The sequence below is a fragment of the Streptomyces sp. SID13666 genome (genome assembly GCF_010548325.1).
Lineage (GTDB): Bacteria > Actinomycetota > Actinomycetes > Streptomycetales > Streptomycetaceae > Actinacidiphila > Actinacidiphila fildesensis.
The window spans coordinates 36,272-59,586 of record NZ_JAAGLX010000024.1 but is presented as its reverse complement, the minus strand read 5'-3'; the positions used below and the strand labels follow the sequence as shown (position 1 = coordinate 59,586).

Annotated in this window: 23 protein-coding genes; 11 read left to right on the top strand and 12 right to left on the bottom strand. The window is 71.2% G+C overall.

Going from position 1 to position 23,315, the window contains the following annotated elements:
* Window positions 1-5: 5 nt before the first annotated feature.
* A complete protein-coding gene (locus G3I60_RS26785) occupies window positions 6-572 on the bottom strand; it encodes a hypothetical protein (protein ID WP_138351210.1) in 567 nt (188 codons plus the stop codon).
* Window positions 573-688: 116 nt separating this feature from the next.
* On the opposite strand from G3I60_RS26785, the gene G3I60_RS26780 reads away from it, so the two are divergent.
* A complete protein-coding gene (locus G3I60_RS26780; protein WP_138351211.1) occupies window positions 689-1,213 on the top strand; it encodes a PadR family transcriptional regulator in 525 nt (174 codons plus the stop codon).
* A gap of 208 nt (window positions 1,214-1,421) precedes the next feature.
* Window positions 1,422-1,997: a TerD family protein gene (locus G3I60_RS26775; protein WP_138351212.1), complete on the top strand. Its 576-nt coding sequence runs from the start codon at window positions 1,422-1,424 to the stop codon at window positions 1,995-1,997.
* A gap of 124 nt (window positions 1,998-2,121) precedes the next feature.
* Here the strand turns inward: G3I60_RS26775 and G3I60_RS26770 are convergent, their stop codons facing one another.
* Window positions 2,122-3,528 carry an MFS transporter gene (locus tag G3I60_RS26770; RefSeq protein WP_138351338.1) on the bottom strand — a complete coding sequence of 469 codons (1,407 nt, stop codon included), beginning with the start codon at window positions 3,526-3,528 and terminating at the stop codon, window positions 2,122-2,124.
* Window positions 3,529-3,725: 197 nt separating this feature from the next.
* Between G3I60_RS26770 and G3I60_RS26765 the strand changes: the two genes are divergently transcribed.
* Window positions 3,726-4,163, top strand: coding sequence for a MarR family winged helix-turn-helix transcriptional regulator (locus tag G3I60_RS26765; protein ID WP_164295688.1), 438 nt, complete (start codon window positions 3,726-3,728; stop codon window positions 4,161-4,163).
* Between the two features lie 37 nt (window positions 4,164-4,200).
* Here the strand turns inward: G3I60_RS26765 and G3I60_RS26760 are convergent, their stop codons facing one another.
* Window positions 4,201-4,848 (bottom strand): FMN-dependent NADH-azoreductase, encoded by a 648-nt coding sequence (locus G3I60_RS26760; RefSeq protein ID WP_164295655.1) that lies wholly within the window; start codon window positions 4,846-4,848, stop codon window positions 4,201-4,203.
* A 136-nt stretch (window positions 4,849-4,984) separates the two neighbouring features.
* Between G3I60_RS26760 and G3I60_RS26755 the strand changes: the two genes are divergently transcribed.
* Window positions 4,985-5,422, top strand: a complete 438-nt coding sequence (locus G3I60_RS26755; RefSeq protein ID WP_164295654.1) for a helix-turn-helix domain-containing protein — start codon at window positions 4,985-4,987, stop codon at window positions 5,420-5,422.
* 58 nt (window positions 5,423-5,480) lie between these two features.
* Here G3I60_RS26755 and G3I60_RS26750 read toward each other — a convergent pair whose 3' ends face one another.
* On the bottom strand, window positions 5,481-8,168 hold the full coding sequence (locus G3I60_RS26750; RefSeq protein ID WP_239070299.1) for a SpoIIE family protein phosphatase: 2,688 nt from the start codon (window positions 8,166-8,168) through the stop codon (window positions 5,481-5,483).
* A gap of 154 nt (window positions 8,169-8,322) precedes the next feature.
* Here G3I60_RS26750 and G3I60_RS26745 point away from each other — a divergent pair, with 154 nt between their 5' ends.
* From G3I60_RS26745 to G3I60_RS26735, 3 genes are all read left to right on the top strand, one after another.
* Entirely contained in the window at window positions 8,323-9,750 is a 1,428-nt protein-coding gene (locus tag G3I60_RS26745) for a DUF2252 domain-containing protein (RefSeq protein WP_164295653.1), read from the top strand.
* 209 nt (window positions 9,751-9,959) lie between these two features.
* Window positions 9,960-10,754 carry a hypothetical protein gene (locus tag G3I60_RS26740; RefSeq protein ID WP_138351216.1) on the top strand — a complete coding sequence of 265 codons (795 nt, stop codon included), beginning with the start codon at window positions 9,960-9,962 and terminating at the stop codon, window positions 10,752-10,754.
* 110 nt (window positions 10,755-10,864) lie between these two features.
* The gene (locus tag G3I60_RS26735) at window positions 10,865-11,197 is read left to right on the top strand and encodes a rhodanese-like domain-containing protein (protein WP_138351217.1); all 333 of its coding nucleotides are present in this window, start codon (window positions 10,865-10,867) and stop codon (window positions 11,195-11,197) included.
* Window positions 11,198-11,211: 14 nt separating this feature from the next.
* Here the strand turns inward: G3I60_RS26735 and G3I60_RS26730 are convergent, their stop codons facing one another.
* The 6 genes from G3I60_RS26730 to paaA form a co-directional block, all read right to left on the bottom strand.
* Window positions 11,212-12,366 carry an acyl-CoA dehydrogenase family protein gene (locus G3I60_RS26730; RefSeq protein ID WP_164295652.1) on the bottom strand — a complete coding sequence of 385 codons (1,155 nt, stop codon included), beginning with the start codon at window positions 12,364-12,366 and terminating at the stop codon, window positions 11,212-11,214.
* 85 nt (window positions 12,367-12,451) lie between these two features.
* Complete coding sequence (locus G3I60_RS26725; protein WP_164295651.1) at window positions 12,452-13,507, bottom strand: 2Fe-2S iron-sulfur cluster-binding protein; 1,056 nt, start codon at window positions 13,505-13,507, stop codon at window positions 12,452-12,454.
* Window positions 13,508-14,089 (bottom strand): 1,2-phenylacetyl-CoA epoxidase subunit PaaD, encoded by a 582-nt coding sequence (paaD, locus tag G3I60_RS26720; protein WP_239070285.1) that lies wholly within the window; start codon window positions 14,087-14,089, stop codon window positions 13,508-13,510.
* Window positions 14,083-14,799 carry a 1,2-phenylacetyl-CoA epoxidase subunit PaaC gene (paaC, locus tag G3I60_RS26715; RefSeq protein WP_138351219.1) on the bottom strand — a complete coding sequence of 239 codons (717 nt, stop codon included), beginning with the start codon at window positions 14,797-14,799 and terminating at the stop codon, window positions 14,083-14,085. Before paaC ends, paaD begins: the two co-directional genes overlap by 7 nt.
* Window positions 14,796-15,086 carry a 1,2-phenylacetyl-CoA epoxidase subunit PaaB gene (gene paaB, locus G3I60_RS26710; protein WP_138351220.1) on the bottom strand — a complete coding sequence of 97 codons (291 nt, stop codon included), beginning with the start codon at window positions 15,084-15,086 and terminating at the stop codon, window positions 14,796-14,798. Before paaB ends, paaC begins: the two co-directional genes overlap by 4 nt.
* Window positions 15,083-16,057, bottom strand: coding sequence for a 1,2-phenylacetyl-CoA epoxidase subunit PaaA (paaA, locus tag G3I60_RS26705; protein WP_164295650.1), 975 nt, complete (start codon window positions 16,055-16,057; stop codon window positions 15,083-15,085). Before paaA ends, paaB begins: the two co-directional genes overlap by 4 nt.
* A gap of 189 nt (window positions 16,058-16,246) precedes the next feature.
* On the opposite strand from paaA, the gene G3I60_RS26700 reads away from it, so the two are divergent.
* Together G3I60_RS26700 and G3I60_RS26695 are read left to right on the top strand one after the other, a co-directional pair.
* Window positions 16,247-17,080 (top strand): DUF5819 family protein, encoded by an 834-nt coding sequence (locus tag G3I60_RS26700; protein WP_239070284.1) that lies wholly within the window; start codon window positions 16,247-16,249, stop codon window positions 17,078-17,080.
* Between the two features lie 14 nt (window positions 17,081-17,094).
* Window positions 17,095-18,435, top strand: coding sequence for an HTTM domain-containing protein (locus G3I60_RS26695; RefSeq protein ID WP_239070296.1), 1,341 nt, complete (start codon window positions 17,095-17,097; stop codon window positions 18,433-18,435).
* Here G3I60_RS26695 and G3I60_RS26690 read toward each other — a convergent pair.
* Together G3I60_RS26690 and paaN are read right to left on the bottom strand one after the other, a co-directional pair.
* Window positions 18,432-19,256, bottom strand: coding sequence for an RNA methyltransferase (locus G3I60_RS26690; RefSeq protein ID WP_164295649.1), 825 nt, complete (start codon window positions 19,254-19,256; stop codon window positions 18,432-18,434). The genes G3I60_RS26695 and G3I60_RS26690 overlap by 4 nt on opposite strands.
* Window positions 19,257-19,393: 137 nt before the next feature.
* Complete coding sequence (gene paaN / locus G3I60_RS26685; RefSeq protein WP_164295683.1) at window positions 19,394-21,070, bottom strand: phenylacetic acid degradation protein PaaN; 1,677 nt, start codon at window positions 21,068-21,070, stop codon at window positions 19,394-19,396.
* A 121-nt stretch (window positions 21,071-21,191) separates the two neighbouring features.
* On the opposite strand from paaN, the gene G3I60_RS26680 reads away from it, so the two are divergent.
* Entirely contained in the window at window positions 21,192-22,694 is a 1,503-nt protein-coding gene (locus G3I60_RS26680) for a 3-hydroxyacyl-CoA dehydrogenase (RefSeq protein ID WP_164295648.1), read from the top strand.
* 8 nt (window positions 22,695-22,702) lie between these two features.
* Window positions 22,703-23,305, top strand: a complete 603-nt coding sequence (locus G3I60_RS26675; protein WP_138351225.1) for a TetR/AcrR family transcriptional regulator — start codon at window positions 22,703-22,705, stop codon at window positions 23,303-23,305.
* The last annotated feature ends 10 nt before the right edge of the window (window positions 23,306-23,315 follow it).

The window sequence follows — 23,315 nt, the reverse complement described above, 5'->3', positions numbered from 1 at the left end:
CGGGGTCAGCCCTCCTGCGTGCCGGGCTCGGAGAGGCGGGCCCGGACGCGGTCCGGGTAACGGGCGGTGAAGAGCGCGGGGACCACGAAGCCGGCGACCTGGACCGGGATCGAGACACCGCTGCCCAGGTCCGCGGCGTAGATGGGGATCAGTACGGCGGCGGTGACGGTGAAGGCGGCGGCCCAGGCGGCGGTGATCACCACGTTGATCCGGCGGAAGACCGGGGTGTTCCACACCTCGGGCGGCGCCTGGCGCTTGGCGATGCCGGTGGTGAAGGGGCGGCGGACGGCGAGGGTGGCCCAGGCGGTGACGGCCAGCCAGCCGAGCGAGAGCGCCCCGCTGTAGTCCTCCAGGCCGGAGTCCGGACGGGAGAAGGCGACCACGCTGAGGACCGCGAAGAACGCGATCGTGCTGAACTCCAGGATCTGGGACTCGGCGGCGATGCCCGCCTTGCGGTCCTGGATCAGCAGCCAGATGCCGAGGACGAGACCGGTGAGGGCTCCCCACTGCCAGCCGGCCGAGGAGACGGCGGCGAAGGCGATCCAGGGGATGAAGCCGCGCAGGTAGTTCATGACAGGCCTTCCAGTGGTCCGGTCTGGTGTCCGGGTTTCCGGTATTCCATTTCCGACGTGTCAAAAGTAGAACGTCCAGCATTGACGTGTCAAGAGTGGAAGGTAGGATGGACCACATGAGCCTCCGCCACGCACTGCTGGGCCTCTTGGTCGAACGTCCGGCCAGCGGCTACGACCTGATGAAACTGTTCGAGACCTCCCTCGCCAATGTCTGGCCCGCGACCCAGAGCCAGGTCTACGGCGAGCTGGGGCGTCTCGCCGATACGGGCCTGCTGGAAGTGGCCGCGGAAGGACCGCGCGGCCGCAAGGAGTACGCCCTCACCGACGAAGGCCTCGCCGAGCTGCGGCACTGGCTCACCGAGACGGAACCCGACCGGGTGCGCCGCAGCGAAACGTTGCTGCGGGTCTTCTTCCTGGGCGTGCTCACTCCGGTGGAGGCGTGCGCGTACCTCGGGAACGAGGCCTCCCGCGCGGCCGATCACCGGGCCTCGCTGAAGGAGCTGGAGGCGGCGGTGGACTGGGGCGACGACCAGCCGTCCGTCTACGGCCGGCTGGCCCTGGAGTACGGGCTGCGCTTCACCGCCATGCAGGAGGAATGGGCCCGCTGGGCCGCCGACCAGGTCGCGGGCCGCGCGCGCTGAACCGCGTGCCGGCGCCGGGTGCCCGGCGCCGGCACGCGGAGCCGCTGGATCGGCACCGATCGGCCGAGTGGCGGAGCGGCCGGTGCGGACCGGCCGCGCAAGGGTGGCAGGCCGGCGGGAACCGGGGCAGGGTGGTGTCCGTTGGAGCTATTGGGCAAAGGAATCGTCAAGCGGCGCGGCCCGCGCCGGATTGAGCAGGGAGTCCATCATGGGTGTCAGCCTCTCCAAAGGCGGCAATGTCTCGCTGACGAAGGAGGCCCCCGGACTGACGGCGGTCACCGTCGGCCTGGGCTGGGACGTGCGCACGACGACCGGCACCGACTTCGACCTGGACGCGAGTGCGCTGCTGGTCGATACGACCGGCAAGGTTGTCTCGGACAAGCACTTCATCTTCTTCAACAACCTCAAGAGCCCGGACGGTTCTGTCGAGCACACCGGCGACAACCTCACGGGTGAGGGCGAGGGCGACGACGAGGCCGTCAAGGTCAGCCTCGCGACCGTTCCGCCCGAGGTCGACAAGATCGTGTTCCCGGTCTCGATCTATGAGGGCGAGAGCCGTCAGCAGAGCTTCGGCCAGGTCCGCAACGCGTTCATCCGTGTGGTGAACCAGGCGGACAACAACGAACTGGCTCGTTACGACCTCACCGAGGACGCCTCCACCGAGACCGCGATGGTCTTCGGCGAGCTGTACCGCAACGGCGCGGAGTGGAAGTTCCGGGCCGTCGGCCAGGGCTACGCCTCGGGGCTGCGCGGTATCGCGCAGGACTTCGGCGTCAATCTCTGACCTCGGCGTCACCTGCGGAAGGGCCGCGCGACGACTGTCGCGCGGCCCTTCTGTGTCTGCCGTGTCTTCGGCGTCTGCTCCGTCTGCAGCGTTCGCCGTGTCCGCGGTGTTCGCCGGTGGACTCCTAGGCGGGCTGGTCGGCGGGCGCGTTGACCGTGGCCGGGCCGGAAGCCGCGAGCTGTGGCCGGGTGTGGCGGGCCGGGATGAAGGCCGCGATCAGCAGGGCGGCGAGGCCGGCCCCACAGGCGATCGCGAACGCGACGCGGAAACCGTTCAGCGTGGGCAGCGGCATGCCGCCGAACGGATGCGTCATATGGGCGAGCACCACACCGACGACCGCGCTGGAGACCGAGGTGCCGATCGACCGCATCAGGGTGTTGAGGCCGTTGGCGGCCGCGGTCTCCGACAGCGGCACGGCGCCCATGATCAGTGCGGGCATGGCGGCGTAGGCGAGCGCGATGCCGGTGCCGATCACCGCCGATACCAGGATGACCTCCCAGACGGTGTCCATCAGGAACAGCCCCATGGCGTAACCGGCGGCGACCACCGTCACGCCCAGCATCAGCGAGGTCTTCGGGCCGCGGGCGGCCGAGATCCGCGCCGACAGCGGGGAGATCACGATCATCACCAGCCCGGCGGGCGCCAGGCACAGCCCGGCCGCGACCATCGACTGGCCGAGACCGTAACCGGTCGCCTTGGGCAACTGCAGGAGCTGCGGAAGCACGATCGACATCGCGAAGAGGGCGAACCCGACCAGGACCGACGCGAGGTTGGTGAGCAGCACCTGGGGGCGGGCGGTGGTCCGCAGATCCACCAGCGGCGCGGTGGTCCGCAGCTCGAAGGTGCCCCAGCCGAGCAGGATCAGCACGGCGGCGCCGAGCAGTCCGAGGGTGGTGCCGCTGCCCCAGCCCCAGTCGCCGCCCTTGGACACCGCCAGCAGCAGGCAGACCAGCCCCGCCGAGAGCCCGACCGCACCGGGGAAGTCGAACCGTGCGGGGGTGCGCACCGTCGACTCGGGGACCAGGAAGAAGATGAGCGCGGCGGCCGCCGCCCCGAGCCCGGCCGAGCACAGGAACAGCGAGTGCCAGTCGAAGTGCTGGGCGATCGCCGCGGCACCCGGCATGCCGAGCGCCCCGCCGATGCCGAGCGAGGAGCTCATCAGGGCCATCGCGGAGCCCATCCGCTCCTTGGGCAGCTCGTCACGCATGATGCTGATGCCGAGCGGGATGACGCCCATCGCGCCGCCCTGGAAGGCCCGGCCGACCACCATCGGGAGCAGCGAGGTGGTGAAGGCGCAGATCAGCGAGCCGATGATCAGCAGGCCGAGGCTGAAGAGCAGGATCCGCCGCTTGCCGTACATGTCGCCGAGCCGGCCCATGACGGGGGTGGCGACCGCGCCGGCCAGCAGGGTGGCGGTGATCACCCATGAGGCGTCGGAGGCGGAGGCGTGCAGCAGCTTGGGGAGTTCGGGGATCAGCGGGACCACGAGGGTCTGCATGACCGCCACGACGATGCCCGCGAACGCGAGCACCACGACGATGGAGCTGCCCCGGTCGCGGGCCACTGGATCGGATATCTGGGGCACGTGTACCGCCTCCGGGTGAAGTTGTTGATGTGCACGATACACAGGCTGTGTATCGTGCACATTGCGTACCTCGTGGGTACGCGCGGCGCGCAGGACGCGGTGACATAGGAGGCAGTGTGCTGGAGCGACTCGAACGGGAGTTGATGCTTGTCGCCCGGCACCAGGTGATGGCCCGCCGGGACCCGGCGGGCGGGCGGCTGGAGAAGTCCGCCTATCTGCTGCTGACCAGGATCGAAGCGGACGGCGCGATGTCCATCGGACAGCTCGCGGAGGCCTTCGGCCTCGACACCTCGACGGTCAACCGGCAGACGGCGGCGCTGCTGCGGGCCGGGCTGGCGGAGCGCGTCGCGGATCCGGACGGCGGAATGGCGCGGAAGCTGCGGATCACCGGTGCCGGCAAGAACCGGCTGACAGCCGACCGGGCGGTCCATCTGGAAGGCCTGGGCCGGGTGCTCGCGGACTGGACGCCGCGGGAGATCGGGCAGTTCGAGGACGTACTCACCCGGTTCAACCGCAGCATCGAGGCGCTGGAGGGACGCGAATGGCCCCGCCCGGAATCGGGCGGGGCCAGCGGCGCGTAACGGGTGACACGTAACGCAGACGGCAGGGCGAGGGGCCTCAGGCTGCCAGGCGGACGGCGAGTGCCTTGGCCTTGGAGACCGCTTCCTCGTGGGCGCGGGTGCGCGACGCGTCGGCCAGGTCCCGGAGGTCGGCCATCTCCGGCTTCACATGAGCGAGCGTCAGCTCAGGGACGATGAAGTCGACTTCGAGGCCGAGCATGCCGGTGAGGACCTTCTCCAGGTAGTTCGAGGCGAACTCGAAGCTCTCCCGCGGGGTGCCGGCGGCGTACGAACCGCCGCGGGCGGTCACGACCGTGACCGGGGTGCCGGCCACCGTGGACCCCTCGCCGCCGGTGCGGCCGATGATGATCACCTGGTCCAGCCATGCCTTGAGGCTGGAGGGGATCGTGAAGTTGTACATCGGGGTGCCGATCAGCACCGCGTCGGCCCGCTCCAGCTCCTCCGCGAGGGTCTCCCGCAGAGCGTGGGCGGCCCGTTGCCCGGGGGTGTGGTCGGCCGCCGGGACGAAGGACGCCGTGATGGCGTCGGCGGTCAGATGGGGGAGCGGATCGGCCGCGAGGTCGCGGTAGATCACGGTGCCGTCCGGGTGCTGCGCCTCCCATTCCTTGCGGAAGGTCGCGGCGACCTCGCGGGAGACGGAGCCCTCGTGGAAGGCGGAGGAGTCGATGTGCAGCAAGGTGGGCATGGGAATGCCTCCACTCTCGGAAGACGGGGCGAACGCCGCGCCACCGTGGGCGTCTGCGTTCTTTCGTATGTAGCTATTGATAGCACAGTAGCTTACTTTTCTGCAGTAGCAAGTGGGACGGCAGTACGCTGTACCCATGCAACGGGGACAGCAGGCGCAGGCAGAGCTCGGGGCCGAGGTGTGTACGGGCGTCGACATCGCGCTCACGCGCGTCTTCGAGCTGCTGGGAAAACGGTGGACCGGGCTGATCGTGGCCGTCCTCACCCAGCGGGCGGCGTACTACGCCGACCTGCGGAGATCCCTCCCCAAGATCAGCGAGCGCATGCTGTCGGACCGGCTGAGCGAGCTGGTCGACGCCGGACTGGTCGTCCGTGAGGTCGACGAAGGCCCGCCGCTGCGCGTGACCTACCGGCTCACCGAGGCCGGCCTCGGTCTCGGCCCGGCCCTGCACGAGCTGGGCCAGTGGGCCGAGACGTATCTGCTGGGCGGCATCGACGCAGCGGGCGACCCGGCCGGGCCGTGCGCGGGCGCGCACGCCAGCCCCTCCCGGCCCCAGCAGCCCGAGATCTGCTGAACGACCCGGCGCGGCCGCACCGGTCCGGGAGCCGAAGTGCCGTCCCGAAGCCGAAGTTCTAGCCCGGCAGCGGGAGTTCGAACCAGACGACCTTGCCGACCGCCTTGCGGCTCGTACCCCAGCGCCGCGACAGATGCGAGACGAGCGCGAGGCCGCGCCCCTCCTCGTCGTCCGCGTCGGCCCGCCGCAACTGCGGCAGGTTGTGATCGTCGTCGCTGACCTCGACCAGCAGCTTGCCGACGTTCATCAGCCGCAGCTGGACGTCGTGCGACGCCACCCGCAGCGCATTGGTGACCAGCTCGCTGACCAGCAGTTCCGTGACGTCCATGAGCCGGTCGAGACCCCAGATGCCGAGCTGCTGCCGGGTGAGCTCACGCGCGGTGCGGACCTCCGCGTCGTCCATGCGCAGCGTCCACTGGGCGACGTCCTTGGAGGCGATGCCCTCGAACCGGGCGACGAGCAGGGCGACATCGTCCCGCCGGTCCTCGGAGTGCAGCCGGCTGAGGATCTGCGCGCACACGTCCTCGGGGGTCTGCTGCGGCTCGATGACATTGGCACACAGGGCGGCAAGACCCGCGTCTATCCCCTGGCCGCGGACCTCGACCAGGCCGTCCGTGCACAGCACCAGCCAACTGCCGTCCGGCACCGGGATCTCGACCGTCTCGAACGGCACGCCCCCGACGCCGATCGGCGCTCCCTTGGGGATCTGCAGCAGCTCGCTGACCCCGTCGTGGCGGGCCAGGACGGGCGGGATGTGACCGGCGTTGGCGAGGGTCAGATTGCGGTGGATCGGGTCGTAGACCGCGTAGACGCAGGTGGCGAGGTGTTCGGGGCCCAGCCGGTGCGCGAGGTTGTCGAGGTGCCGCAGCAGCTGCGCCGGCGGCAGGTCGAGGGCGGCCATGGTGATGACGGACGTGCGGAACTGGCCCATGACGGCGGCGCTGATCAGGCCGTGCCCCATCACATCGCCGACGATGAGCGCGACACGGCCGCCCGGGAGCTGGATCGCGTCGAACCAGTCGCCGCCGACCTGCGCCTGGCGGTCGCCCGGCATGTAGTGGTGCGCGATGCGCACGCCGGGGATCTTGGGCGGCCGGGTCGGCATCATGCTGCGCTGCAGCGTCGCGGCGGCCCGGGACTCGAAGCGGTGCAGCCGGGCGTTGTCGAGGTGGACGGCGCCGCGGGTGACGATCTCGCCGGCGGTCGCGGCGTCCTTGGCATCGAACGGGCGCCGGTTCGGCTGGCGCAGGAAGCACATCCGGCCGAGGACCGTACCGCGAGCGGTGAGCGGGACCACGACCATGGAACGGCCGGGCAGCAGCGGGCCGAGGGCCGGCACGCCCAGGTCGAGCGCGAGGTCCTGGGCGAGCCCCGGTTCGATGACGGGGACGAGCAGCGGCTCGCTCAGGCGGGGGGTGATGTCGTCGGCGGAGAGGGTGATCAACTCGCCCTCCGGGACGGCGCTGTCCCAGGCGCCGGGCGGCCCGTGCAGGGCGACGGCGACCCGGCGGAGCAGGACGGTGTCGGACGGCCGGTCGTCCTTCGGCAGCTCGGTGTCGGAGAACAGCTGGTCGACGATGAGGATCGCCGCGAAGTCCGCGAAGCGCGGGACGGTCACGGCGCACAGCTCGCGTGCGGTGGTGTCGAGATCGAGGGTGCTGCCGACCTTGGTGCCGGTCTCACGGAGTAACGCGAGCTGCTCGTCCAGCACATGGCCGGGAGCGGGCGTCGCGAAGACCGGTACGGCGGGGACGGCGGTCAGGCCGTCGGCGCCGGTGCGTACCCCGGTGGTCCGGCCCATGGCGGAGTTGCCGGCCGAGTTCCCGGCGGCCGGTGCGACCGTCGCCTCGACGGACGTTCCGGAGCCCGAACGGGGTGCGGGGAGCAGCTCCCGGCGGTTGGTGCGGGCCGGGCGCAACGTTCCGCCATCGGCCTCGTACTCCCTGGGCAGGACCGGGAGTTCCGTGCTGCCGTCCACCCGCAGGACGGGGTAGCCGAGCGGGACGACCTGCCGCATGATCCGTTCGAGGCGGCCGGCGCTCACCCGGGGCAGGACGATGCCGAGCCGGTTGGTCAGCTGCCGGGCGTGCGCCAGGTCGGGGACGGGCGCGAGCTGGGCGGAGACCGAGATGCCCTCGCGGGCCTCGCGCGCCGGCTCCTCCGCGGCGTACGGCAGCAGGCGGTCGCCGAGGGCGATCCGCAGCGAACCGGCGCGCAGTGGCTTGGCGTTGGCGGCGATGGCCAGCAGGCTGCGGCCGGCGGGTTCCATGATCCGGTACGTCCACCACAGCACGTCGCGAACGGTGCCGTCCCGGTCGGTGGTGGCGAGCGAACCGGCCCAGGCGGGGTGGGTGAGGTCGTCCAGCAGATCGAGGGTGTCCTCGTGCGGAGCGCCGGAGGCGGTCAGCAGCCCGGAGGCACGATGGCCGAAAACGCCTTCCCAGCGGTGGCCGAAGAGCTCCTCGGAGCCGCGGTTCCAGTAGGAGACGCGGCCGTCGGGATCCACGCAGATGACGGCGAGCCGCAGGAGCGCGGCCACCCCGGTGGTGGCCAGCGGCGCCGCGGCGGAGCCGTTGCCGGCCGCGCTGTCGGCCGCGCTGTCGGCCGCGGTGCCGGCTGTGCTGCCGCTGCCGTTTCCGGAGGCAGAGTCGACGGACACGTCCTTCTCCGTCTTCGCTTCCGCGCCGGCGGCCGAACCCTTGGACGGGCTTTTGGCCGTATCGGCGGACTGGGAAAGCCGGGTCATCTCGTTCAACGTCGTGCACCTGCGGTTCGGCGCTGAGTAGGGTCCTGGCTCAAGGCAAGCACGAAACTTCGGGCGGGGTCGACCAAATGGCCAGATTGCCCCCAGTGGTGGGGTAAGTGGCATCGGGGCGTCCGCTCGCTGACGGGGAGAGCGCATGAGCGAGTTGAGGGTGCCGCGGACCACAGGGTTCGCGCGCTGGCCGCACGAGGCCACGGCGAGGACCGCGGGCAAAACCCTGCGGGGCCGGGTGCCCAGGTCGGCACACGACCAGCTGCCGGCCGGCGGTGACCGGCCGGGCCCGCTGGGGGCGCTGGAGGCGTCGAATTCCGGCCGGATCGAAGCGCTGATACCGCTCCGCGTCGGACGGATGGCGGCGAGCCCGTTCTCCTTCCTGCGCGGTTCCGCCGGGCTGATGGCGGCCGATCTCGTCGACACCCCGGTGACCGGTGTCGGTGCCCAGATCTGCGGTGACGCGCACGCCGCGAACTTCGGCCTCTACGGCGACGCCCGCGGCCGGCTGGTCATGGACATCAACGATTTCGACGAGACGCTGCTCGGCCCGTGGGAATGGGATGTGAAGCGGCTCGCGGCCTCGCTGGTGCTCGCCGGGCGGGAGGCGGGCGCGTCCGAGGACATCTGCCGGTCGGCGGCGTACGACGCGGTCGGCGCGTACCGGCGCACCATGCGGCTGCTGGCCAAGCTGCCGGTGCTGGACGCGTGGAACGCCATCGCGCACGAGGAGCTGGTCGCGCACGCGGACGCGCGCGATCTGCTGGGCACGCTGGAACAGGTGTCGGCCAAGGCGCGGAAGAACACCAGCGCGAAGTTCGTCGCGCGGTCGACCGAGCTGCTGGAAGACGGCGGACGGCGCTTCGTCGACGCGCTGCCCGTGCTGCGGCGGGTGCCGGACGCGGAGGCCGCGGCGGTCGCCGGAGCGCTGGACGGCTATCTGCGGACGGTGTCGGAGGACCGGCTGCCGCTGCTCGCGCGCTACGCGGTGCACGATGTGGCGTTCCGGGTGGTGGGGACCGGCAGCGTGGGGACCAGGTCGTATGTGGTGCTGCTGCTCGACCACCTGGGGGAGCCGCTGGTGCTCCAGGTGAAGGAGGCGCGGGCGTCCGCGCTGCGGCCGTACGTGGCGAAGGCCGGATTCGACACCGCGGAGGCGGATGCCGCCTCCAGCTCCGCGCACGGCTCGCACGATGCGCACGAGGGCCGGCGGGTGGTGCTCGGGCAGAAGCGGATGCAGGTGGTCAGCGACATCCTGCTGGGGTGGACGTCCGTGGACGGGCTGCCCTACCAGGTGCGCCAGTTCCGGAACCGGAAGGGGAGCGTGGATCCGGCGTCGCTGGAGGCGGGGCTGATCGACGACTACGCGCGCATGACCGGGGCGCTGCTCGCGCGGGCGCACTCGCACAGCGCGGATCCGCGGCTGATCGCCGGGTACTGCGGCAAGAACGAGGAGCTGGACACGGCGATCACGTCCTTCGCGGTGGCGTACGCGGACCGCACGGAGGCCGATCACGCGGAGCTGCTCGGCGCGATCAGGACGGGGAAGGTCGCGGCGGAACTCGGAATCTAGGGCGTCGGTCCTGGCTCGGACCTGCCTCGGACCTGCCTCGGTTGCGGTCCGATCCGGTCCGAGCCGGTCTTGATCCGGTCTTGATCCGGTGCGAAACGGAATCTTTCGGGGGTGCGGAAGGGGTGTGGGGCCCGGCGGTACGGCTCCGGGGCATGGCTTCGGTGCCGGGCCCCGGGACGGGGGGCCGCCGGAATCCGTACGCTGTGCGGGTGACGAACCCGGAAGCGGAACAGGTGGATCAAGCGGCCTCCCAGCGGTTGGCGAAGGCGGTGCGCGCCGCTGAGCAGGCGCTCATCGAGTTCGAGATCGCGGTGGAGACCTTCCGGGTCGAGGTGGACAACTTCTCCCGGCTGCATCACCAGCGGCTCGGCCCGATGTATGCCCGGCTGGACGAGCTGGACGCCCTGATCGCGGAGGCGGTGGCGGCGAACAGCGGCGACCGTGAGGACATCGAGCGGGCCTGGGAGGCCCGCGCCCTAGTCATGCCCATGCCGGGCATAGAGGAGCTCTTCGAGGGGATGCTCGGCCAGGACGGTGTGCGGCCGGTCGAGGACCCCAATCCGCCGCGCCGGGTGCGGCCGGGCAAGGAGGCGCAGCGGCTCTACCGCGAGCTCGCCCGCAAGGCGCACCCGGACCTGGCGCAGGACGAGGCGGAGAAGGAGCGGCGCAGCGTCTTCATCGCGCGGGTCAACGAGGCCTACGCGGACGCCGACGAGGACCGGCTGCGCGAGCTGGGGGCGGAGTGGGAGGCCGGGCCGGTGCTCGAGGAGGAGCTGCCGACCGAGGCGGAGGTGCTCTACGCCCGGCTGGAGTGGCTGGCCGAACGCAAGGAGGCGCTGTCCGTGATCGCCACGGATCTGGACGGCAGCGCGATCGGGCAGATGATGAAGCTGTCCCCCGACGATCCTGACGGGCTGCTCAACGAGATCGCCGAGCAGCTGCTGGAACAGGTCGGGGCGCGGGAGGCACGGCTCGCCGAGCTGGTCCGGCCCGCTGAGGGCTGAGGTAGTTTTCTCAGGTCCGCTGTGTGTGTCGTGCGCGCTGAGCCCGCTGAACGCGAGCTGAGCCCGCGCCGAGCCCGTGCTGAGCTCGTTGTGCCGAGGAGGCCCTTCCCATGTTCAACTCCCAGCTGCCCGCCGTCGACGCCGCCGGTGTTCCGGCCGATGGCATCCTGCTGGACGTCCGGGAGAACGACGAGTGGGCGGCCGGGCACGCGCAGCACGCCCTCCACATCCCCATGGGTGAGGTCGTGAGCCGGATCGCCGAGGTGCCGGACGGCGGCACGGTGCATGTGGTCTGCCGGGTCGGCGGACGGTCGGCGCAGGTCGCCCAGTACCTGATCGCCCAGGGCGTCGACGCGGTGAACGTGGACGGCGGGATGCTCGGCTGGGAAGCGGCCGGGCGGCCGCTGGTGTCGGACGGCGGCGGCCCGGCCTTCGTCCTGTAGCAGGCCCCCAGGCCTCAACCGAGCGGGTGGGCGGCGATCAGGTCGCCCAGGACCTCCTCGTGGGCGGCGGCGGGACCGAGCGACAGCTCCAGCTGCTTGGCCCAGGCGTGGTAGCGGTGCAGTGCGTAGTCGGTGTCCGCGCCGAAGCCGCCGTGCAGGTGCTGCGCGGTCTGCACGACCCGCCGTACGCCCTCCGACGCCCAGATCTTCGCGACCGCGACATCGCCGGTGAAGGGCAGCGCGCCGGGGGTGTCGATGCTCAGCCGCCAGGCGGCCTGCCAGAGGGTGGCCTCCATCGCCCGCAGGTCGATGTAGCGGTCGGCGGCCTGCACCGCGACCGCCTGGAAGGTCGCGATGGGGTACCCGAACTGCTCACGCTTGCCAGCGTAGGAGCTGGTCATGCCGAGGACCGCCTCGCCGAGGCCCAGTGCCAGGGCGCAGGTGCCGGTGGCGAGCACATTGCGCAGCCACTCCCAGGCGCCGTCCGCGGTGATGACGTCATCGGCCGGGATCCGTACCCCGTCGAACGTGATCTCGGCGAACCGCTCACCGCTGGTGGAGACCTGCTCGGCGAGCGTGACGCCCTCGTGGAGCCGGGGGACCACCGCGATGACCGGCCGGCCCTCGGTGGTGTGGGCCGGCACCAGGATGTGATCGGCCTGCTGCGCCCATGGGACGGCGGTCTGCACCCCGTCGAGCAGCCACTGGCCCGGCTCCTCGGTCCCGTCGTCCTGGTGCTGCCGGGCCTGAACGGAGAGCTCGGCCCCGTCATGGCCGGTGCGGCCGTTGGCGGCGACGGTGAGGACGACCCCGCCGCTGCCCGCCGCCGGAAGCAGCCGGGCGCGCAGCGCCGCGGAGCCGTAGGTCTGTACGGCGAGCCCGGCGGCGTAGGTCTCCAGCAGCGGCACCCGGGCGAGCACCTTGCCGGCCTCACGCAGCACGAGGCACAGCGCTATCGGGTCGAGACCGGCGCCGCCGTAGGTGCCGGCCATGGCGAGGCTCAGCAGATCGCTGTCCGCGAGCTTGCGCCAGAGGGCGCGGTCGAAGTCCTCGGCGACGGCCCCGTGGGTCAGCGCGGGGCTGGGGACCGAGTCCGGCGCGACTCCCGAGAACACGGCCCGCGCCGCCTCGACCGCCGCCAGTTGCTCCTCGGTGAAGCTGAAGTCCACTGCTAGCCCCTCCCACCGCTACGGTCCCTGACAGTGCGTCAGGTTAGAACACGTTCTAGTGAGAGGGAATAGCGGGGGACCACCGTTACGCGTCGAAGTCCAGCTCCACCCGGTCGGTGAGCGGATGCGACTGACAGGCCAGCACATAGCCGGCCTCGGTCTCGTCCGGCTCCAGCGCGAAGTTCCGGTCCATCCGCACCTCGCCCGACACCAGCCGGGCCCGGCAGGTCCCGCACACCCCGCCCTTGCAGGCGTACGGGGCGTCCGAGCGGTTGCGCAGCACCGTCTCCAGGACGGACTCGCCGCCCTCGGACGGCCAGCTCCCCCCGCGCCCGTCGAGCGTCGCGGCGACCACACTGCCGACCGCGGCCGGGGTCCGGGCGGGGCCGGTCACCGGGCCGTCGTCCACATGGAAGATCTCCTGGTGGATCCGGGACCGGTCCACCCCGAGTCCGCGCAGCGCCTGCTCGGCTCCCCGCACCAGCCCGAAGGGGCCGCACAGGTACCACCCGTCCACCGTCTCCACCGACAGCAGCGCGGGCAGCAGGGCGGTCAGCCGCTCCTGGTCCAGCCGGCCGGACGGCAGCCCGGCCTGCTGGTCCTCGCGGGACAGCACGTTCACCAGCTGGAGCCGGTCCGGATAGCGGTCCTTGAGGTCGGCGATCTCCTCCAGGAACATCGTCGAAGCGGCCGTCCGGTCGCTGCGCACCAGACAGAAGCGGGCCGACGGCTCCCGCCCGAGCACGGTGGCGATGTGGGAGAGCACCGGCGTGATGCCGCTGCCGCCGACCACGGCCGCGAAGTAGCCGGGGCGCGGATCGAGGATGAACCGGCCCATCGGCGGCATGACGTCCACCAGGTCGCCCACCGCCAGCTCCTTGTGGGCGTACACCGAGAACTCACCGTCCTCGACCAGCCGCACGCCGACCCGCAGGCTCTCCGGCCCCCCGGGCCCGGGAGCCGGGTCGCAGACCGAGTACGTCCGCCGGATCTCGGAGCCGTCCACGAACCGGCGCACCGCGAGGTGCTGGCCTGCCGCGAAGCGGTACGTCTCGCGCAGGGGGGCCGGCACGTCGAAGGTCACGGTCACCGAATCGTCCGTGAGCCGCTCGATCCCGGTGACCCGGAGCGGATGGAACATTCACAACTCCTTGAAGTGGTCGAACGGTTCGCGGCAGCTCTCGCAACGGCGCAGGGACTTGCACGCGGTGGAGGAGAACCGGCTCAGCACGGTGGTGTCCACCGAGCCGCAGTGCGGGCAGCGCACCGACAGTTCGAGCGGCACCGGGCCGCCGCTGCCGACCGGGCGCGGCGGCGCTATGCCGTGCTCGGCGAGCTTGCGGCGCCCCTCGGCGCTGATCGCGTCGGTCGACCAGGCAGGCGACAGCACCGTACGGACGGACACCTCGGCCATACCGTGCTCGCGCAGGACCTGGGTGATGTCGGTGACCATCGTGTCGATGGCCGGGCAGCCGGTGTAGGTCGGCGTCAGCTGCACCTCGACGCGGCCGGGGCCGACCAGCTGCAGACCGCGCAGCACTCCCAGCTCGGCGAGGGAGAGCACCGGCAGCTCCGGGTCCGGGACCGAGCCCGCGAGCCGCAGCAGCTCCGCCTCCAGCACGCCGTCCGGCGTGCCCACGGCTATCTCTTCGGCCGGAGCGCCGCCCGGCGCGCCGTCGGTCACCGTGCCGCCGCCGGTCACCATGTCGCCGCCGGTCACCATGTCGCACCCGGGTGGGCACGGTGCAGGTGCTGCATTTCGGCGAGCATCCGGCCGAACGACTCGGTGTGGATGCCCTGTCTGCCGGCGCCCGCCGACCAGGACGTCACGTCCGGGCCTTCCGGCATCGTCAGCGTGGCCTGCCGGACGACGGCCGATACCCGCTCCAGCCAGGGCTCGCGCAGCGCGCCGAGGTCGGTGCCCAGCCCCTCCACGGGCTGGAACAGTTCGCCGGTGAACCGCCACAGGGCGTCCAGCCCGCGCTGCATGCGCTCATGGCTCTCGGCCGTGCCGTCGCCGAGCCGCAGCGTCCACTGCCGGGCGTGGTCATGGTGGTAGGCGACCTCCTTCACCGCCTTCGCGGCCAGCGGCGCCAGCTCGCTGTCGCCCTGGGCCAGCTCCGTGTAGAGCAGCTCCTGGTACGTCGAGAAGTACAGCTGGCGGGCGATGGTGTGCGCGAAGTCGCCGTTCGGCTGCTCGACGAGCTGGACGTTGCGGAAGGCGCGTTCCTCCCGGCCGAAGGCCAGCTCGTCCTCGTCGCCGACGAGGGAGAGCAGCACCCGGGCCTGGCCCAGCAGGTCCAGCGCGATGTTGGCGAGCGCGACGTCCTCCTCGAGGACCGGTGCGTGTCCGGCCCACTCCCCCAGTCGCTGGGCGAGCACCAGGGCGTCGTCACCGAGAGGCAGTGCCGTGCTGACGAGTACCGGGTTCACAGGTGCCGCACCCCTTCCGGGATCTTGTAGAAGGTCGGGTGCCGGTACGGCTTGTCCCCCGCCGGCTCGAAGAACGAGTCCTTCTCGTCCGGCGACGAGGCGGTGATCTGCGTGGACGGGACCACCCAGATCGACACGCCTTCGGCACGCCGGGTGTAGAGGTCGCGTGCGTTGCGCAGCGCCATCTCCGCGTCGGGCGCGTGGAGGCTGCCCGCGTGGCTGTGGCTGAGTCCGCGCCGGCTGCGGACGAAGACCTCCCACAGCGGCCAGTCGTTGGCAGTCATCAGCGCACCTCTCCGTGCTCGGTTCCCTGCTTGGCCGCGTATGCCGTGGCCGCTTCCCTGACCCAGGCGCCCTGCTCATGGGCGGTGCGGCGCTGGGTTATCCGCTGTTCGTTGCACGGCCCGTTGCCGCGCAGCACCTCGTGGAACTCGGTCCAGTCGATGTCCCCGAAGTCATGGGCGCCGCGCTCCTCGTTCCACCGCAGGCCGGGGTCGGGGAGGGTGAGCCCGAGCACCTCGGCCTGCGGGACGCAGATGTCGACGAAGCGCTGCCGCAGCTCATCGTTGGAGTGCCGCTTGATCTTCCAGGCCATGGACTGCTCGGAGTGCCCGGACTCGGTGTCCGGCGGGCCGAACATCATCAGCGACGGCCACCACCAGCGGTCCACCGCGTCCTGCGCCATGGCGTGCTGCGCTTCGGTGCCCCGGCTGAGCGCCAGCAGCAGTTCGTACCCCTGCCGCTGGTGGAAGGACTCCTCCTTGCAGATCCGCACCATGGCCCGTGCGTACGGCCCGTACGAGCAGCGGCACAGCGGCACCTGGTTGGTGATCGCGGCGCCGTCCACGAGCCAGCCGACCGCTCCGACATCGGCCCAGGTCAAGGTGGGGTAGTTGAAGATCGACGAGTACCGCTGGCGGCCGGCGTGCAGTTTGTCGAGCAGCTCGTCACGGCCGACGCCGAGGGTTTCCGCGGCGCTGTAGAGATACAGCCCGTGCCCGGCCTCGTCCTGCACCTTGGCCATCAGGATCGCCTTGCGGCGCAGCGAGGGCGCGCGGCTTATCCAGTTCGCCTCGGGCTGCATTCCGATGATCTCGGAATGGGCGTGCTGCGCCATTTGGCGGATAAGCGTGGCGCGGTACGCGTCGGGCATCCAGTCACGCGGCTCGATCCGCGAGTCTTCGGCGAGTGCCGACTCGAAAGCGGCGAGAAGACCGGCCTGCGGTGCCGCCTCCTCGACCGTGGCTGCCGTGGTCATGTGTGCCCCCTACGTTGTCCCGCTCCGGCTCAACCGACCGACCGATCGTTCGGTTCAATGGTCGGTCGAGCGCCTTAGGGTGTCAAGGCCATCCCGGCGGCTGTGGATAACCCAGTACGGTCACCGGTGGCGCGAGGGCATGAGTAGCGTTCCGTGCGGAAGCGGAACGCGGTGAGGAACGGGGAGACCATGGAGCCACCTGAGAGGCCGGAACCGGGGACGGGACCGGGCACTGATCCGGGAGCGGGCGCCGGTCCGGTGGCGGCGGCCGGGGCCGGCGACAGGGCCGTCGACAGCTCCGGAGACGCGGCCGGGACCCGGACGGACGGCGAGGCCGGAGCGGACGCGGGTACGGACGCGGGAGAGGCCTCCGGAGAGGCTGCCGGAACGGGGCAGCTGCCGTCCTTGTCCACCGGATCCTGGGTCGTGGTCTCGCTCGCCGTCGCGGCTGTCGCGGTCGGCGTCGTCTTCCACCTCGCCATGGTGTTCCTGCACGTCGCGCCGTCGAACACGGCCAGCAAGGAGTACCAGTCCACGGTCGACTCGTACATCTACCCCGAGTTCGAGCAGAACTGGAAGCTCTTCGCGCCCGACCCGCTGCAGCAGAACATCCACGTGCAGGCGCGCGCCGAGGTGCGCAGCCCCGACGGCCGGCTGCAGACGACCGGCTGGGTCGACCTCACCGCGGTCGATCTGACCGGCATCCGGCACACCGTCGCCCCCAGCCACACCCGGCAGAACGAGCTGCGCCGCGCCTGGAGCTTCTACACCTCCTCGCACGGCGCCAACAACACACCCACCGGTGTGCGCGGCCAGCTCAGCCAGGAGTACGTGCAGCGGATCGTGGAGAACCGGTTCGGTCCCCAGCTGAACGGCGGTGACGTCGTCCGCGTGCAGGCCCGCTCCGCGACCGTGTGGGTCGCTCCGCCGTCGTGGACCGACGCGAAGCCCAACAACGAGACGCAGTACCAGGAGACGCTCTGGTGGTCGGTGGCCACCTCCGGACAGGAGAAGGCCTCGTGAGCGCTCGCAAGGATCTGCCGCCCTCCCCCTTCGCGGGGCTCGGCGGCACGCTCGACACCGGGCTGACCCGTGGTCTGGCCCGGATCACCAATACCGCTGTGGGGCCGTACCAGAGCGCGGTCGTCCGGATCGGCTTCTCGCTGACCTGGCTGCTCTTCCTGCTGCGTGAGTGGCCGCAGCGGGCGGAGCTGTACGGCCCCGACGGCGTGTGGACCTGGGGCATGGCCCAGCGGCTGATGGCTGACAACGGCACCGGCGCGTTCAGCGTGCTGATGTGGACCGACAGTCAGCTCTGGTTCGAGGTGGTCTACGCGGGCTCGATCATCGCGAGCCTGCTGCTGCTGCTCGGCTGGCGGACCCGTACGGCCTCGCTGCTGTTCATGGTCGGGGTGCTGTCGCTGCAGAACCGCAGCATCTTCATGGGCGACGGCGGCGACAACGTCATCCACCTGATGGCGATCTACCTCGTGCTGACCCGCTGCGGCCAGGTCTGGTCCCTCGACAAGCGACGCGCCGACCGGCTGCTGGAGCGGACGAAGGATCGGACGCGGGACCTGACCCCGGAACGCGCCGAGAAGCCGGACCCGGACGTGACCGGCGTGGTCCTGTGGTCGCTGCTCGGCGCCGCGCTCGTCGTCATCACCCTGCTGGGGAAGCTCGGCCAGTTCTGGGGGTTGACCTTCTGGGGCTTCTGGCTGGCGCAGGCGGCCTGGTGGGCGGTGCGGCGCTACGCGGCCGGCGAGCCCCGCAAGGTGCTGGACATCCTCGCCAACATCGTCCACAACGGCGGCATGCTCGTGATCGTCGTCGAGGTCTGCCTGATCTACGCGACGGCCGGCTGGTACAAGATCCAGGGCTCCCGCTGGCAGGACGGTACCGCGCTGTACTACCCGCTGCACCTGGACGACTTCACCCCCTGGCCCGAGCTCTCGCACGCCCTCGCCGGTGCCGGTCTCATCGTCATGGCGATCACCTACGGCACGGTGATCGTGCAGGTCGCCTTCCCCTTCACGCTCTTCAACCGCCGGGTGAAGAACGTGCTGCTCGTCGCGATGATCATCGAGCACGCCTCGATCGCGATCGTGCTCGGCCTGCCGTTCTTCTCCCTCGCGATGATCGCCGCCGACGCGGTCTTCCTGCCGACGAACTTCCTGCGCTGGGCGGGCAGCCGGATCGCCGGTCTCGTGCCGAGCGGTCTGCGCGGCCAGGCCGGCCCCCGCACCGGCGACCCGCGTGACCAGGATCAGGACCAGGACCAGGTACGGGAGTTGGGTACGACGATCGGGCGGCCCGCCACCGAGCCGCAGCTGGCTCATGGCGAACCCGGTGGTGCGGGAGACGGCTACCGCGTCTAGGGCCGGACAGGCCCTGGATACGTCCTGGATACGTCCTGGGACAAGCCCTGGATACGGCCGGCGCCCGGGGCGGGCAGCCAGTGGTAGAGCGCCATCGCCACCGTGGTGGCCAGGTTGAAGCTGGAGACGTGCGGGCGCATGGGTACCGCGATCAGTTCGGTCGCCCGCCCGCGCATCTCCGGCGAGATCCCGTGCCGCTCCGAGCCGAACGCGAGCAGCGCGTCGTCCGGGATCACCGTCGACCGGATGTCCTTCCCCTCCGGATCCAGGACATAGAGCGGCCCGGCCGGCAGGTCGGGGAGGTCCAGCCGTTCGACGGCGGTGGCGAAGTGCAGGCCGGCGCTCGCGCGCACGACGTTCGGGTGCCAGGGGTCGATGTCCCCGGTGGTGACCACCCCGGTCGCACCGAACCCGGCGGCCAGCCGGATCACGGCCCCGATGTTGCCGAGGTTCCGCGGATTGTCCAGGACGACGACGGGTGACTGCCGGGGAGCCGCGTTCAGCGCGGCGAGGTTGGAGCCGGCGCTGGGCCTGACGGCGAGCGCGGCCACACCGGTCGGATGGATTCTCGGCAGCAGCTCGCGCAGCACCTGGCCGGGAACTTCGACGAGGATCGCGCGGAGCCGGTCGGTCACATCGTCCGCGAGCTCCTCGGCGAGCGCCAGGGCGGCGGCCCGGTCACTGGTCAGTGCCAGCCGTACCTCGGCGCCGAAGCGCAGCGCGTGCTTGAGGGCGTGGAAGCCGTCGAGCAGAACAGCACCGGGGGCCGCCTCGCGCCACTGTCGCGCCGCGCGCCCGGCCTCGTCTTCCGCTTCCGTCATGGCCTCAGCGTACGGCTCCGGGAGGGCTGCCCCGCCAGGGCGCTGAGCTGGGCCGGAACCGGTGCTGAACGGGCGGGGGAGCCCCGTCCGGAGTGACAGGGCAACTCGGGACGGGGCCGGATGGGGAGAGGCTCGCGCTATGCGGGCCTGCGCACCTCGATGACCCGGAAGCGCCCGGCCACGAATGCCCCGTCACACAGCGCCGCGTTGGCCGCCGGGTTGCCGCCGGAACCATGGAAGTCGGAGAAGGCCGACGTCTGGTTGACGTACACCCCGCCGGTCAGGTTCAGGGAGAGCTGGGCGCATTCCTCCCAGCACGCCTCCTCCAGCAGCCGCTCGACGTCGGCCGAGGTGGTGTAGCCGCCGACCGTCATGGCGCCCTTCTCCCGGACCGTACGGCGCAGCAGCTCCACCGCGTCGGCCGTGGAGTCGACCGCGACGGCGAACGACACCGGTCCGAAGCACTCCGTCAGATACGCGGCCTGGTCGTCGGGCTTGGCCCCGTCCAGCTTCACCAGCACCGGTGTACGGACCGTCGCGTCCGGGAAGTCCGGGTGGGTGACCGCCCGGGAGGCGAGTGCCACCTCACCGATCGAGGGTGCCGCCTCCAGGCGTGTCTTCACATCCGGGTTGACCAGCGCGCCCAGCAGGGCGTTGGCCCGGGCGTCGTCACCGAGCAGCCCTTCGACGGACGTGGCCAGATCGGCCACCACCTCGTCGTAGCTCCGGTGGCCCGCGTCGGTGGTGATGCCGTCGCGGGGGATGAGCAGGTTCTGCGGGGTGGTGCACATCTGGCCGCTGTACAGGGACAGCGAGAAGGCCAGGTTGCTGAGCATCCCCTTGTAGTTGTCCGTCGAGTCGATGACGACGGTGTTGACGCCGGCCTTCTCGGTGTAGACCTGCGCCTGGCGGGCGTTGGTCTCCAGCCAGTCGCCGAAGGCGGTGGAGCCGGTGTAGTCGATGATGCGGATCTCGGGCCGCACGGCGAGGGTCTTGGCCAGCCCTTCACCGGGCCGCTCGGCGGCCAGCGCGACCAGGTTCGGGTCGAAGCCCGCCTCGGCCAGCACCTCGCGGGCGACCGTGACGGTCAGCGCGAGCGGCAGAACGGCACGGGGGTGCGGCTTGACCAGCACGGGGTTACCGGTCGCCAGGGAGGCGAAGATGCCCGGGTAGCCGTTCCACGTCGGGAAGGTGTTGCAGCCGACCACCAGGGCGACGCCGCGCGGGACGGCCGTGAAGGCCTTCTGCAGCCGCAGCGGGTCCCGCTTTCCCTGCGGTTTGACCCACTCCGCCGAATCCGGGGTGCGGACCTGCTCGGCGTACGCGTAGGTCACGGCCTCCAGGCCGCGGTCCTGCGCATGGGGCCCACCGGCCTGGAACGCCATCGTGAAGGCCTGGCCCGAGGTGTGCATCACCGCATGGGCGAATTCGTTGGTCCTGGCATTGATCCGTGCCAGGATCTCCAGGCACACCATCGCCCGCAGCTCGGGGCCCGCGTCCCGCCACGCGGGGATGCCCGCCCGCATCGCCGGCAGCAGCACCTCGATGTCCGGGTGCGGGTAGTCGACCCCAAGCTCGATCCCGTAGGGCGAGGTCTCGCGTCCGGTCCAGTCGTCGGTGCCGGGCTGGTCGAGCGCGAAGCGCTGCCCCAGGAGGGCGTCGAACGCGGCCTTGCCGTCGGCTCCGTCTCCGTAAGCCTTCGGATGTTCGGGGTACGGCGACCAGAACTCGCGGGTCCTGATCGCTTCGAGTGCCTTGTCGAGAGTGCCGCGATGCCGTTCGATCAACGGGACAGCGGTGAGATCGGCGGCCATGGGGACCAACTCCTCGTCGAGCTGGGCTGGATATGGGAACACCGCTAGATTAACCGAATGTTCGGTCGGTTCAAGAGGGCGGCCGGACCTGTGGACAACTTGGCGAGGAGCAGTCGGCATCATGATCGCGCTTGATCGAACCCGCACCGTTGCTGTCATCGGCGCCGGCACGATGGGCCAGGGAATCGCCCAGGTCGCACTGGTCGCGGGCCATCGCGTGCGGCTCTACGACGCCGCTCCCGGCAGCGCCGAGCGCGGTGCGTCGGCGGTGGCAGCACGGATCGCCCGGCTGGCTGAAAAGGGCCGGATGGACGCGGCCGAACGTGATGCCGCGCTGGCCCGGCTCGCTCCCGCCGCCACCCTCGGCGAGCTCGCCGACGCCGCTCTCGTCATCGAGGCGATCATCGAGGACCTGCCGGCCAAGCAGCGGCTCTTCAGCGAGCTGGAGGACGTCGTCGACGACGCGTGCCTGCTCGCCACCAACACCTCCTCGCTCTCCGTGACCGCCGTCGCCGGCGCTCTGCGCCGTCCCGGACGCTTCGTCGGCCTGCACTTCTTCAACCCGGCGCCGCTCCTCCCCCTCGTGGAGGTGGTCTCCGCCGCCACCACCGACGAGGACGCGGCGGCCACCGTGTACGCGACCGCCGCCGCCTGGGGAAAGTCCCCGGTGCGCTGCACCGACACCCCTGGCTTCATCGTCAACCGGATCGCCCGACCCTTCTACGCCGAGGCGTTCCGCCTCCACGAGGAGGGGGCCGCCGATCCCGCCACCATCGACGCGGTCCTGCGCGAGTGCGGCGGATTCGCGATGGGCCCCTTCGAGCTGACCGACCTGATCGGCCAGGACGTGAACGAGGCCGTCACCCGGTCCGTCTGGGAGTCGTTCTTCCACGACCCCAAGTTCACGCCGTCCCTCGCCCAGCGCCGCCTCGTCGAATCCGGACTGCTCGGCCGCAAGTCGGGGCGCGGCTGGTTCCGGTACGGGGACGAGGACCGGCCGCTCGCGGCGACGGCGGCTCCGGCGCCCGCGCCCGAGCAGGTGACGGTCCTCGGCGACCTGGGGCCGGCGGCGGAACTCGTCGCCCTCATGGAGGAGGCGGGTATCCACGTCGACCACGAGGAGGGCGGCCCCGGGGCGATCCTCCTGGGTGACGACGACTGGCTCTTCCTCGCCGACGGCTCCTACGCCACCGAGCGCGGCGACAGCGTCATCCACTTCGACCTCGCGCTGGACTACCGGGCCGCCACCCGGATCGCGCTGGCACCCGGCGACACCGCACGGCCCGAAGCGGTCCTGGCGGCCGTCGGGCTGTTCCAGGCGCTGGGCAAGCAGGTCAGCGTGATCGAGGACGTCCCCGGCATGATCGTCGCCCGGACGGTGGCGATGCTCGTGGACCTCGCCGCCGACGCGGTCGCCAAGGCGGTCGCCTCGCCCGCCGACATCGACACCGCGATGCGGCTCGGCGTGAACTATCCGCTCGGTCCGCTGGAGTGGGGCGACCGCCTCGGCGCGCACTGGGTGTGCGAGGTCCTGTCCGAGCTGCACGATTCGTGCCCCGGTGGCCGCTACGCCCCGTCGGCGCTGCTGCGCCGCCGTACGGCGGCCGAGGGGAAGCTGTTCTAATCGTGACCATGGCCGAGCCCCCCAGTCCCCGCGTCAAACGGGACACGTACACCCCCGACACGCTGCTTGCCGTCGCCGTCGAGGTGTTCAACGAGCGCGGCTACGACGGCACCTCCATGGAGGACCTCTCCCGCGCCGCCGGAATCTCCAAGTCCTCGATCTACCACCATGTGCGCGGCAAGGAGGAACTGCTCCACCGCGCCGTCGGGCGGGCCCTGGACGGCCTGTTCGGCATTCTGGAGGAGCCGCGGGCACGCCAGGGGCGGGCGATCGAGCGGCTGGAGTACGTCACCCGGCGCACCGCCGAGGTGCTCATGGAGGAGCTGCCCTACGTCACCCTGCTGCTGCGGGTGCGCGGGAACACCAGCACCGAACGCTGGGCGATGGAGCGGCGCCGGGAGTTCGACCAGCGGGTGTCCGACCTGCTGAAGGCCGCCGCGAGCGAGGGTGATCTCCGCTCCGACATGGACATCCGGCTGGCGACGCGACTGCTCTTCGGCATGATCAACTCCATCGTGGAGTGGTACCGGCCGGACGCCAAGGGTGCGATCGACGGGGAACACGTCGCGGACGCCGCGGTACGCCTGGCCTTCGAGGGGCTGCGCACGTAGCCGAACCGTG

Excerpts from the sequence above, each read along its gene's own strand:
- G3I60_RS26765 (WP_164295688.1), top strand. The coding sequence starts at position 3,726 with ATGCTTGTCGCCCGGCACCAGGTGATGGCCCGCCGGGACCCGGCGGGC.
- G3I60_RS26760 (WP_164295655.1), bottom strand. The coding sequence starts at position 4,848 with ATGCCCACCTTGCTGCACATCGACTCCTCCGCCTTCCACGAGGGCTCC.
- G3I60_RS26725 (WP_164295651.1), bottom strand. The coding sequence starts at position 13,507 with ATGTTCCATCCGCTCCGGGTCACCGGGATCGAGCGGCTCACGGACGAT.
- G3I60_RS26680 (WP_164295648.1), top strand. The coding sequence starts at position 21,192 with ATGATCGCGCTTGATCGAACCCGCACCGTTGCTGTCATCGGCGCCGGC.
- paaD (WP_239070285.1), bottom strand. The coding sequence starts at position 14,089 with ATGGTGACCGGCGGCGACATGGTGACCGGCGGCGGCACGGTGACCGAC.
- G3I60_RS26745 (WP_164295653.1), top strand. The coding sequence starts at position 8,323 with ATGAGCGAGTTGAGGGTGCCGCGGACCACAGGGTTCGCGCGCTGGCCG.
- G3I60_RS26755 (WP_164295654.1), top strand. The coding sequence starts at position 4,985 with ATGCAACGGGGACAGCAGGCGCAGGCAGAGCTCGGGGCCGAGGTGTGT.
- G3I60_RS26675 (WP_138351225.1), top strand. The coding sequence starts at position 22,703 with ATGGCCGAGCCCCCCAGTCCCCGCGTCAAACGGGACACGTACACCCCC.
- G3I60_RS26700 (WP_239070284.1), top strand. The coding sequence starts at position 16,247 with ATGGAGCCACCTGAGAGGCCGGAACCGGGGACGGGACCGGGCACTGAT.
- G3I60_RS26735 (WP_138351217.1), top strand. The coding sequence starts at position 10,865 with ATGTTCAACTCCCAGCTGCCCGCCGTCGACGCCGCCGGTGTTCCGGCC.
- G3I60_RS26775 (WP_138351212.1), top strand. The coding sequence starts at position 1,422 with ATGGGTGTCAGCCTCTCCAAAGGCGGCAATGTCTCGCTGACGAAGGAG.
- paaA (WP_164295650.1), bottom strand. The coding sequence starts at position 16,057 with ATGACCACGGCAGCCACGGTCGAGGAGGCGGCACCGCAGGCCGGTCTT.
- G3I60_RS26780 (WP_138351211.1), top strand. The coding sequence starts at position 689 with ATGAGCCTCCGCCACGCACTGCTGGGCCTCTTGGTCGAACGTCCGGCC.
- paaN (WP_164295683.1), bottom strand. The coding sequence starts at position 21,070 with ATGGCCGCCGATCTCACCGCTGTCCCGTTGATCGAACGGCATCGCGGC.
- G3I60_RS26785 (WP_138351210.1), bottom strand. The coding sequence starts at position 572 with ATGAACTACCTGCGCGGCTTCATCCCCTGGATCGCCTTCGCCGCCGTC.
- G3I60_RS26750 (WP_239070299.1), bottom strand. The coding sequence starts at position 8,168 with ATGACCCGGCTTTCCCAGTCCGCCGATACGGCCAAAAGCCCGTCCAAG.
- G3I60_RS26690 (WP_164295649.1), bottom strand. The coding sequence starts at position 19,256 with ATGACGGAAGCGGAAGACGAGGCCGGGCGCGCGGCGCGACAGTGGCGC.